The organism is Steroidobacter sp. (assembly GCF_036402275.1).
Lineage (GTDB): Bacteria > Pseudomonadota > Gammaproteobacteria > Steroidobacterales > Steroidobacteraceae > Steroidobacter.
Genome location: NZ_DASWTF010000016.1, coordinates 25,253 through 31,672, shown reverse-complemented (window position 1 = coordinate 31,672; position 6,420 = coordinate 25,253). Strand labels below are relative to the sequence as shown.

Annotated in this window: 6 protein-coding genes; 1 reads left to right on the top strand and 5 read right to left on the bottom strand. The window is 61.1% G+C overall.

Annotation, left to right across the window (positions count from 1 at the left end; genetic code table 11):
- Positions 1 to 147 precede the first annotated feature (147 nt).
- The gene (locus VGD45_RS08785; protein ID WP_331154911.1) at positions 148 to 300 is read right to left on the bottom strand and encodes a DUF3309 family protein; all 153 of its coding nucleotides are present in this window, start codon (positions 298 to 300) and stop codon (positions 148 to 150) included.
- A gap of 71 nt (positions 301 to 371) precedes the next feature.
- Here VGD45_RS08785 and arsC point away from each other — a divergent pair, with 71 nt between their 5' ends.
- Entirely contained in the window at positions 372 to 737 is a 366-nt protein-coding gene (gene arsC, locus VGD45_RS08780; protein ID WP_331154912.1) for an arsenate reductase (glutaredoxin), read from the top strand.
- A gap of 20 nt (positions 738 to 757) precedes the next feature.
- Here the strand turns inward: arsC and VGD45_RS08775 are convergent, their stop codons facing one another.
- Genes VGD45_RS08775 through VGD45_RS08760 form a run of 4 tightly spaced genes read right to left on the bottom strand, consistent with a single transcriptional unit; the run spans position 758 to position 6,194 of the window.
- Positions 758 to 2,026 carry an alginate export family protein gene (locus VGD45_RS08775; RefSeq protein ID WP_331154910.1) on the bottom strand — a complete coding sequence of 423 codons (1,269 nt, stop codon included), beginning with the start codon at positions 2,024 to 2,026 and terminating at the stop codon, positions 758 to 760.
- A gap of 31 nt (positions 2,027 to 2,057) precedes the next feature.
- The gene (locus VGD45_RS08770) at positions 2,058 to 3,734 is read right to left on the bottom strand and encodes a nitrate ABC transporter ATP-binding protein (protein WP_331154909.1); all 1,677 of its coding nucleotides are present in this window, start codon (positions 3,732 to 3,734) and stop codon (positions 2,058 to 2,060) included.
- Between the two features lie 10 nt (positions 3,735 to 3,744).
- Positions 3,745 to 4,800, bottom strand: a complete 1,056-nt coding sequence (locus VGD45_RS08765; RefSeq protein WP_331154908.1) for an ABC transporter permease — start codon at positions 4,798 to 4,800, stop codon at positions 3,745 to 3,747.
- The gene (locus VGD45_RS08760) at positions 4,800 to 6,194 is read right to left on the bottom strand and encodes a CmpA/NrtA family ABC transporter substrate-binding protein (protein ID WP_331154907.1); all 1,395 of its coding nucleotides are present in this window, start codon (positions 6,192 to 6,194) and stop codon (positions 4,800 to 4,802) included. Before VGD45_RS08760 ends, VGD45_RS08765 begins: the two co-directional genes overlap by 1 nt.
- Positions 6,195 to 6,420: the final 226 nt, after the last annotated feature.

The window sequence follows — 6,420 nt, the reverse complement described above, 5'->3', positions numbered from 1 at the left end:
CATGCGAGAGCACTCGCGCATGGCGACGACCTGGTCGAAGTTCGCGCGTGACATGTCGAAACGGCCGATGGCTTCGCTGACGCCGTCGGAACGTCGTCAGCGCTGAAAGGATGCGGAGTGAATTATGTGCCCAACATTCCCGGCCGGTCACAACCGTCCGGTGAGCAGCAACAGAATGAGAATGATCAGCAGCACGCCCACGATGCCGCTCGGGCCATAGCCCCAGCCTCGGCTGTGCGGCCAGGCGGGAATGACGCCCAGCAGAATCAATACCAGTATGATCAGCAACAAGGTCGTCATGACACGCCCCCGCGATGACTGACGGCAATTCAACTTCCCAGCGCGCGGACGAGTTCCGTTACACTGCCGCCATGAGCTCCGACGAAGTCACCATCTATCACAACCCTTCCTGCGGCACCTCCCGCAACACGCTGGCTTTGATTCGCGAGGCCGGCATCGAACCGAAGATCGTCGAGTATTTGAAAACGCCTGCCGACAAGAAGACCCTGCGGACGCTGCTGGCGAAGACCAAGCTCACGGCACGCGAGCTGATGCGCGAGAAGGAAGTGGAGAAGCTCGGCCTGGGCGACTCCTCGAAATGGAGCGACGAGGAAATCATCGATCAGATGGCCAAGCATCCCATCCTGATGAATCGCCCCATCGTCGTCACTGCTCGCGGCGCCGTGCTCAGCCGTCCGTCGGAAACGGTGCTGAAGATCCTGCCGTCACGCTCGTGACGGCACGACCTCCGACCTTCTTACCAAACGTATTCCAGCTGAGCCCAGAACTTGGTGGTGTCCTGATAGGCCGCGGGCGTGCGCCCTTCGTGCACCTCATAGAGCGCCACTTTGAGTAAGCCGACGAACCGCTGATATTTGGCCTGCAGTTGCAGGTCGATCTCGTCGCCCAGATCCTGGGCCAGTCGCTCCGATTCGAAGTCGCGATACACGAGCGTTGCGGACAATGTATCGAGCGTGGCTACCCCTTTGGCCATGTAGCCGAGACTCACATAGCGATCGTCGATGCCATTGGCCGGCGTGGTCAGGAACTTGTCCGCCCAGCCGTGGAAACGATGCATGGTGGCCAACGGCGTCGCGAAGCCCACCGTGCCGTTCCCCTCCATCACTTCCTGCCCCAACGTGACGCTGAACTGCCGATACGTGCCGGTCAGCTCCACCGAGTAATAGTCCAGATCGAAGGCGAGCGGATTGCTGCCGTAGTCGCTCTGTCGTGCAAACGTAGCGGTGTAAGCAACCTTCATCTTGCTCAAGGGTCGCTCGCCAGCCAGCCGTGCGCCGAATGTTTCATTCGACACGCGCGTGGGATCCAACCCTCCCTGCAGGCCGCTCTCCGCGTCGAAGTCGAGCCAGTAGCCGAAGGCACTGAGTTTGCCGAATCCAAATTGATAGGCAGCGTTCGCAAGCGCGCCGTCGCCGTGGTAACGGCCTTGCGGCGACTCTCGACCGAAGATCCGGTTCACCTGATTCAGGTACGTGGCGTCCAGAGTGAGCGCCGTCGTCGGCTTGTTGACGATGCGCACGGCGTCGAACGTCTGCTCGTTCTGCCGCCAGGCGACATTGCCGACGAAGCGCTGGTCGTCCAGCGCGATGCGCTGCCGACCCAAAGTCACGGTCGTGCCCGGCAGCGAGGTATTCACCAACTGCAAGCGATTGATCTCCTCGGTTTCCGGATCGGGGACCACTGGATACGTGAGATTGCTGGCGCGCGCGGGATCGTCACGATAGCTGCCGGCCAGCTCCGTGATCACTTCCCCTTCGGCCAGAAACGTCGTGTTCCACGCCTTGCCCGTTTCGAACCCCAAGCGCATGCGCACCGTCTCGGCGTCGGCTTCTTCCGCCAGCGGTGCTTGGTCGACGCTCTCGTAGCGTAGCCGCGCATCGAATATCGGTTTCGACTCCGCCAACGCGCCGCCCAGCACGCCGAAGTCGGCTGCGCCGGCCACGCATGGAACGGACATCGCAACCGCCACGCTCAAGCTCACTCGTTGGCCCCATAAACGTCTCATTCCGCTCTCCCCGATCATTGTTGTATCCCCACTATGCAGCGTGCGTCTGTTGTCGCTCGCAGGACTCCAGGAACGCGAGCAATTCGTTTCGGTAGTCGTAATATTTCGGGTGCTCTAGAAGCTGCTTGCGTGTGCGCGGCCGCGGCAGATCGATCTGCATGATGCGGCCGATGCGCGCATGCGGGCCGTTGGTCATCATCACTACTCTATCGGCGAGCAGGATGGCTTCGTCGACATCGTGCGTGACGCAGATGGCAGTCACCTGATTGCGTTTCCACACCTCCATCAGCACCTCCTGCAACTCCCAACGCGTGAGCGCGTCCAGCATGCCGAACGGCTCGTCCAGCAACAGCAGCTTGGGTGACAGCGCGAACGCCCGCGCCAGGCCGACGCGCTGCTTCATGCCATTCGAGAGGTCGCTCGCTTTTTTGTCGAGCACGTCACCCAAACCAACGCGCGACAGGTAGTACTCGACGATGTCTCGTCGTTCCTGTTCGCTGGCGTGTGGGTATACGCGATCGACGCCCAGCGCCACGTTCTCGCGTGCACTGAGCCAAGGCAACAGACTTGGCGCTTGAAATACCACGCCACGATCCGGTCCAGCACACGTGACTTCACGGGCATCCAAGGTGATTCCACCGCTTGAAACATCGCTCAGCCCGGCGACCATCGACAGCACCGTGGACTTGCCGCAACCGGAATGCCCGATCAGGGAAATGAATTCGCCCTTGCGAATATCGAGCTGGAAACCGTCGACTACCGTCAAAGGCCCTTTCGGCGTGGGAAACACCTTGCTCACGGCGTAGAACTCGACGAACTTGTCCAGATTCTCAGCAGGCTTCGGCTTGGTCGCGCGACGCATGGTCTTCGGCACAGGCGGCTCGATGGGAACAACCGACGGAAGCGTTCGCGCCGCCCCAGCGTTGCCATTGCGCTGCATGCTCAAACTCATCAAATACTGGGAAATCTGTGCACGCAGCCGCCGATAGGCATCATCCTCGTTGACCGCCATTCGATCGCGCGGCCGTGGCAAATCCACTTTGAACTCACGACCCAACGTCGCTCGCGGACCCGGCTTGAGCGCGATGATGCGATCGGCGAGTAGTAAAGCTTCGTCCACATCGTTGGTCACGAGAATGACGGTCTTGCGGTCGCGCTCCCAGATTGCCTCGATCTCATCCTGCAATCGCGCGCGCGTCAGCGCATCGAGCGCCGATAACGGCTCATCCAGCAACAGCACCTTCGGATCCATCGCCAACGCTCTTGCCACGGCCACACGCTGCCGCATGCCGCCCGACAACTCCGCCGGCCGCCGGTCCACGGCATGAGCGAGGCCGACCATCTCGATATATTTCTGGACGTGCGCCCGCCTCTGCTCGGCCGGCCAGTCGGGAAAAACACTGTCGACGGCCAGAGCGACGTTGCTCCGGACCGTCAACCAGGGCAGCAATGAATAGTTTTGAAACACCACGCCCCGATCCGGAGCGGGACCGGTGACCGGCCGCCCCTGGAACAGCACCTCGCCCGCGTCCGGCGCGATCAAGCCGGCGACGGTCGAGATCAACGTGGTCTTGCCGCTGCCCGAAAAGCCGACAATGGCGACGAACTCGCCTTCTTCGATGCTAAGCGTGACGTCCTCCAGCACCTCGACTCGTCGCTCCCCCGAGCCATGACTCTTACAAATGTTCTTGAGTTGCAGAAACGACATGCGGCCCCCTTTAGCGACGCACGCCGAAGTCGAGCAGGCTTTGCACCGTGTGCATGACCCGATCGAGCAGGAAGCCGATGATGCCGATGGTCAGCACCGCCACCATCAGTCGCGCCAGCGACTCGGAGCTGCCGTTCTGAAACTCATCCCAAACGAATTTGCCGAGGCCGGGATTCTGCGCCAGCATTTCGGCCGCGATCAGCACCATCCAGCCCACGCCCAAGGACAGCCGCATGCCGGTGAAGATCAATGGCAGCGACGACGGCAGCACCAGCTTGAACAGCTTGGTGGACCACTTCAGCTGCAGCACGCGTGCGACGTTGAGCAGATCGCGATCGATGGAGCCCACGCCCAGTCCGGTGTTGATCAACGTCGGCCACAGCGAGCACAGGGTCACAGTGATGGCCGAGATCAGGAAGGATTTCTCGAACATCGGGTCGGCGGTGACGTAAACCGCGCTCACGATGATGGTCACCAACGGCAGCCAGGCCAGCGGCGACACCGGTTTGAAAATCTGTATCAACAGATTCAGCGACGCGTTGATGGTGCTGCTCAGGCCGCAAAGAATCCCCAGCGGAACCGCGACCAGGGTGGCCAGCACGAATCCCGTGAATACGGTCTTCAGGCTGGTGAGGATCTGGTCGATGTAGGTGGGCTTGCCGGTGTACTTCACGAAGCGGATTTCGGCGTCGGGATTGCTGGCGAGCTTGGCCGCATTGCGTTTTTCCTGTCGCTCATAGAACGCCGCCGCTTTTTCGCGCTCTGCCTTGTGGTCCAACCACAAGCTGTACGCCTGTTGTGCCACCGCGATGGGACCGGGAATTTGCCCGAGGCTGGTCTGGATGCGACTGGAAACCTGGCTCCACGCGAACAGGAACACGGCAATGGCCAGTAGCGGGATGCCCGCTTGGCGCCACAGATCGATGGACGCGAACAGACGCGACAGTCGCTGCGGCCGTTGAGGCTCCTGAGGCCGCGCCTTCTCCGGTACAGGCGGCGGTGAAACCTGGGGCGCGACTTCGGTAGACTCGGGCTCGCGCACGATGGCCAACGTGGATGACGACATCAGGTGGCCCCTCCTTCCCGCTTGCTGACGACGTTGCCGCTCTCGACCACCTGACCTTGCTTCAAGCCAATCGTGAGCTTCTGCAAATAGTCGTTGGGTTTGCGGCCGTCATACTCGACGCCGTCGATGAACTCTTTGGTCGGGGCCCGAAAGCCATCGCTGTTCCAGGGGAAGTCTTCCTGCTTCGCCTTCTTTTCCTCGATCAACATGCGCGCGGCACGCAGGTATGGCTCGGTTCGATACACCTTCTTGGCGGTGTCGTGATACCACTGGTCCGGCTGCGACTGCGCGATCTGGCCCCAGCGGCGCATCTGCGTTAGATACCAGACGGCGTCGCTGTAATAGGGATACGTGGCGAAGTAACGAAAGAACACATTGAAGTCGGGCACGCTACGCTTGTCACCGCGGCCATACTCGAACGTGCCCGTCATGCTATTGGCGATCACGCGATAATCCGCGCCGACATACTCAGGACGTGACAGGATCTGCGCCGCCTCTTTACGATTCGCGCCGTTGTTTGCATCGAGCCACATGCCCGCGCGAATCAGCGCCTTGAGCAGCGCCAGGTGCGTGTTGGGATGTTTCTCGGCCCACGCGCGCGTGACGCCGAACACCTTCTCCGGATTGTTCTTCCAGATCTCCAGATCGGTGATGACGGGGACACCGACGCCCTTGAAGATGGCCTGCTGGTTCCAAGGCTCGCCGACGCAATAACCATTGATGGTCGCAGCTTCTAGCGCCGCAGGCATTTGCGGAGGCGGTGTCACAGAGAGAAAGACGTCCGCTTTGATCTGGCCGGACACGTCGCTGGGCGAGTAAAAACCCGGATGCAGCCCGCCGGCGGCGAGCCAATAGCGCAATTCATAATTGTGAGTGGACACGGGGAACACCGTGGCCATGCGAAACGGCTTGCCTGCCGCTTTGGAAGCGTCGACGGCGGGCTTGAGCGCGTCGGCCTTGATGGGATGCACCGGCTTGCCTTGCGCATCCGCGGGCACGCGCGACTTCATCAAGTTCCAGACTTCGTTCGAGACCGTGACGGCGTTGCCGTTCAGATCCATGCTGAACGACGTCACGATGTCGGCCTTCGTGCCGAAGCCAACAGCTGCGCCAAGCGGCTGACCCGCGAGCATGTGCGCGCCATCGAGCTCGCCGGTGATGACGCGATCCAGGATGACTTTCCAGTTCGCCTGCGGCTCGAGCGTTACATACAAGCCCTCGTCTTCGAAAAAGCCTTTTTCATAGGCGATGGCGAGCGGCGCCATGTCGGTGAGCTTGATGAAGCCGAGCTTGAGTTGTTCTTTTTCCAACTCCAGCTCCGCCGCGAGCGCTGGCGTTGCACTCAGCGCACCGACGGCAGCGAGCAGCCAGACTCGCAATGATCTCTGCAGCATGGATCCGGTCACTCCCCAAAGTCACAACCGAAAAAAAAACGCCGCCGACTTCATTGCACACTTTTGGCGTGCATTGGAGTCGGCGGCGTTGCCCGGCCAGCCCGCAATTGGGCCGGCGCGATCGTGGGAGCGACGAATCGCTCCGTTGTGATCCAAGAGTTGCAACGCTCGTGCCAGCGCCTGTCGAATCGCTCAACTGCCCGAAAACACTGGAGCTTGCACCGCG